Genomic DNA, 4,063 nt, shown 5'->3' with positions numbered 1-4,063 from the left:
GGCATATCCGAGCAGAAGATACGGAGAGACGCCTATGCGTTCCTGGACCATTTAGAGAGTCTTACCGAGGACGAGGACAACCATTTCAGCCGGGCAGATGTGAAAGACGCTCTCCGGGCATTGAAAGGGGACAGAAAAAGGCTGTCAACGATAGCAAGCCGGGAATGGATAGAGGATAACACAAAGGTTACGATACCAGCCAATAAGCGGAATTACAGAAAGCAAAAAGACCATGTAAAGGTTATGAATACTATGAAAGCTTTAAAAAAGCAGTTAGGAGAAGAAGTAAAAGAGGGTAGACCAAAAGGGAGTGGAACAGCGGAGCAGACAGTCAGAGAATGGCAGGAGAGCCACCCGGCAGGAAAGAAAGCAGACTGCATACGGGAGACAGGATTGAGCAAGCCCACCGTTTACAAGTGGTGGAAGTAGGGCATACTTGAAATGGCTATCTGAATATGCTATAATGGCGATAGCTAAAAAGGATATAGTACCACGAGTACACAAAGCGAAAGCCCCAGAGTTGCAGCTCTGGGGCTTTCATTTAGGTTAGTTGTCACTGTCGTCTCCGTCTAACCATTTGCAGATGTAGTAGCTGGCTACGCCTGCCATAACGGAAACCAAAAAGGATATAATAATTTCCACGAGTACACCCCCTTTCTGTTGCCAGATTGGGTGCGACAACGCTGGATATTATACCACAGAGGCAGAAATGCCACAATAAGCCATTTTCCCTTGTTTATCATCAGAGCCATAAGGAAAAGAGTGTCAAGGGCGGTCGAAAGACCGCAGAGTTTACCCTTGACGCTCTTTTTTGTTGGCTATCATGCCGGAGGGGAAAACGGCTGTCCGTCCGTTCCGTTACTTCCCCCTGTGCTTCATTGTCCGTTCCGGCGGAAGAAAGTAAAGGGTAGTCTGCGACCATTTTTTATCTGCTGTACTCGCTGATCGGCAAGCCGAAGCTCATACTGCAGATAAAAAACAAGCCCTTGACTGTCTCCCTCCTACACTCCCAAAGTCGCCCAAGAGGAAGTAAGCTCCACTATATTCTTGGCAGAATATACGCACGAATATATCCGCTTGACAAAAGTGCTACCACCATACTATAATATGTGTAGCGTATATATTGCAAGTTCCCTAAAGTGTTACCACTTTAGAACTTGTGAGGGTGGCAAGCCCCCCTTCAATCCCCCTTAAATCAGAGCCGGAAGGCTCGTCATGCGGTGGTGTTACCATCGGGAAAGTGAGGTCATCATGGACAAGAAGTATATCGAAAATCAGTATCATCTGGCAGTGCTGGATTTTCAGACAGCCCGTAGTGAAGAAGCACAGTGGGAGGCAAGAAAGACCATGGCAAGGCTGGAGCAGATAGCCGCACAGGAATATGGTTTTGAATACGCAGATGATTTGCACGAAAGAGAATTAGGGGGGAAAAGGGTATGAAAGTAGGAGCGTTTCAGATTGGCAGATACCACGCCATTATCAAAAAGAGCTATGCCGACGGAAGTGCCGACTATGAAACGTCTTTTTCAGACGAAGCAGACCTCATGGAAAGCGTGTACTGTATTAAGTTATGTGTCGGGAAAATGGTAGGACTTGCAACGGACACCCCGAAAGTCCTTGCCGATGTGCAGGTTATCCGGGGAAAAGAGAACATTGTCCGGGAACTGGAGGGAAAGCAGCCATGAACAAGACAAGACCGAAACAGCTATCTTTCCGGGTAAACGAGGAAGAATACCAGCAGTTGCAGGAGAAGGTTTTCCAGAGCGGGAAGAACCAGCAGGAGTATATCCTTTCCTGTGTGCTGGAGAAGCAGATCGTGAATACGGACGGTATCAAAGAACTTATCCCGGAGCTGAAGCGGATCGGGAACAACCTCAACCAGATAGCAAAGAGGTGTAATGAGGGCGGAGTGCTGCCAAGTGAAGCCGAGGTGCGGGAACAAGGGGAGGAGCTGAAGCAAGTATGGCAGTTATTAAGGCGGTATCTTCAAAGGCAGGCATAGGACAGGCGATTGATTATGTGACGAAAGAAGAAAAGACAGAGGAGAAGCTTGTCAGCGGTTTGCATTGTGAAGCAGAGACAGCAAAGGAGGAAATGCAGGCTACCAAGGAACTATGGGAGAAAACCGGGGGAAGGACATACAAGCATTTTGTCCAGAGCTACCATAAGGACGAGAAAATCACGCCGGAGCAGGCACACAGGAACGCCTTACAGCTTGCAGAGAATACGCCGGCATGGAAAGGGTTTGAGGTGCTTGTGGCTACCCATAAGGACAAAGACCATATCCATACGCACTTTATCGTCAATTCCGTCAATTTTGAGGACGGGCACAAGCTCCAGTGGAGCAGTGCCGACCTTCGGGAGCTGAAGGAGCGGTGCAACGCACAGAGCCAAGAGCAGGGGCTGCACGTCCCGGAAAAGGGAAAGACCTTTGAAGGAGCGGAACGAGAGGAAACAGTGGCATGGAGTAAAGACACCTACCAGCTTTTGAAACAGGCAGAGCAGGGAAAGGTCAAAAGCTATGTGCAGGACATTGCCCTGGCAGTCCTGGACTGTAAGGAAATAGCGACCAGCCGGGAAACCTTTATCCGGCTGATGAATGAAAGAGGGTACGGAGTGGACTGGCAGGACAGCCACAAGTACATCACATATACTGACTTAGCCAGGGAACAGGCAGGAGAAAAGGCTTGCAAAATTCGTAATAATAAGCTGGAAAAATACTATAACATGGGTTTTGGAAAGGAGGAACTGGAGCATGAGTTTGAGAGAAATGCACGAACAGCAGAAGTCAGAGCAGGCAAGTCCGAGAGAACAGCTCCAAGAACTGAACCGACAGAGCCGGACAGAGCTGGAGAACAGCCTGCTGAAGGAAGCCTTAGCTTTGTCGAGCGAGAGCTGCGAGGAATTGATGAAGCAGTCAAATCAAGGACAAGCAAGGGCAGAGCAGAACAGGCAGAGAGACGCCGAACTGAGCAGGCAGCTCATCAGCGAGCTGAAGAAGAACGTAGAGCAGTTAGAGAACGGCAACGAACTGCTTCAGAACGCCATATCAGCCGAAATTGGGAGCCTGAGAGATGAGGTTAGAGAAAGTACCGTCCAAGAGGTTAGAAAGGCATTACAGGCGAATATAGAGGCTGTACAAAGGGCAACAAAAGCCCTTGAGAAGCAGTCTGATACACTTACAAGCGTAATGAAGCAGAAAGTCCGGGAACTGGAGGAAAGCAAAAACAGCTTTTTTAGGTATGAGGGTTTGAAGCTGTACCTGTTTTGGGGCGGTATGGTCTGCAATATCTTAGTGTTTCTTATGCTGTTGTATGGTATGATTGGTAAGTAAAAAGAAAACGACAAATCGGAATTTTAAAAAGGAGTGTGATGACCATGATTTTTGATTTTGAGCCTTGGCAATTAGATATTGATATTGACTTAACTAAACAATTATATAGAAGTTGTAAAGGAGACTTTGTATGGGTAGAAAAGAAATAACAACAAAAGAAGATTTAATGAAAGTAATAGAATTATTCGAAAATACTGGAATTACATACTGGTTGGATGGCGGATGGGGTGTAGATATTTTAGCTGGTAAACAAACAAGAATTCATAGAGATATAGATATAAATTTTGATGCTCAACATACGGAAAAATTGTTAAATGTGCTTTTGAATCTGGGCTATAAAATTGATACAGACTGGAAACCGGTTAGAATAGAGTTATATAGTGATGAACTTGGTTACTTAGACATTCACCCGTTCGTTTTAAATGAGGACGGAACTTCAAAACAAGCTGATTTAGAGGGTGGATGGTATGAGTTTGAAAAAGATTACTTTGGTAGTGTTTTTTTTGAAGGCAAAACAATTCCTTGTATATCTTTAAAAGGCCAAAAAGTTTTCCATTCAGGTTATGAATTAAGAGATAAAGATAAGCATGATATTTCAATTCTTGAAAGTTTATCAAAATAACATTGCTGTAATTTCTAAGATAAATTTCAGTTTGTCGGTACGAAGAAAAAGGTAAAATACTTCATTGATAAGATTAGCGGTCAAGGCGAGAGGGAGTGAGGTGTAGA

At 45.4% G+C, this 4,063-nt stretch carries 5 protein-coding genes and 1 pseudogene; all 6 read left to right on the top strand.

Annotated features, from left to right (window positions below):
• Nucleotides 1-429 (top strand): annotated as a pseudogene (locus tag DW724_RS15150) (hypothetical protein); the annotation flags it as partial.
• A gap of 822 nt (nt 430-1,251) precedes the next feature.
• Nucleotides 1,252-1,440, top strand: coding sequence for a hypothetical protein (locus DW724_RS15140; protein ID WP_147326067.1), 189 nt, complete (start codon nt 1,252-1,254; stop codon nt 1,438-1,440).
• A complete protein-coding gene (locus DW724_RS15135) occupies nt 1,437-1,685 on the top strand; it encodes a hypothetical protein (protein WP_117511033.1) in 249 nt (82 codons plus the stop codon). The genes DW724_RS15140 and DW724_RS15135 overlap by 4 nt, the downstream gene beginning before the upstream one ends.
• A complete protein-coding gene (locus DW724_RS15130) occupies nt 1,682-2,002 on the top strand; it encodes a MobC family plasmid mobilization relaxosome protein (protein WP_117511031.1) in 321 nt (106 codons plus the stop codon). The genes DW724_RS15135 and DW724_RS15130 overlap by 4 nt, the downstream gene beginning before the upstream one ends.
• Nucleotides 1,963-3,078: a relaxase/mobilization nuclease domain-containing protein gene (locus DW724_RS15125; RefSeq protein WP_117699305.1), complete on the top strand. Its 1,116-nt coding sequence runs from the start codon at nt 1,963-1,965 to the stop codon at nt 3,076-3,078. The genes DW724_RS15130 and DW724_RS15125 overlap by 40 nt, the downstream gene beginning before the upstream one ends.
• 386 nt (nt 3,079-3,464) lie before the next feature.
• Nucleotides 3,465-3,956 carry a nucleotidyltransferase domain-containing protein gene (locus DW724_RS15115; RefSeq protein ID WP_009263190.1) on the top strand — a complete coding sequence of 164 codons (492 nt, stop codon included), beginning with the start codon at nt 3,465-3,467 and terminating at the stop codon, nt 3,954-3,956.
• The last annotated feature ends 107 nt before the right edge of the window (nt 3,957-4,063 follow it).

The sequence above is a fragment of the Butyricicoccus sp. AM27-36 genome, assembly GCF_003480945.1.
In the GTDB taxonomy this organism is placed as follows: domain Bacteria; phylum Bacillota; class Clostridia; order Oscillospirales; family Butyricicoccaceae; genus Agathobaculum; species Agathobaculum butyriciproducens.
Note: the sequence above shows the minus strand (reverse complement) of the source record. Positions and strands in the feature narration are given on the sequence as shown.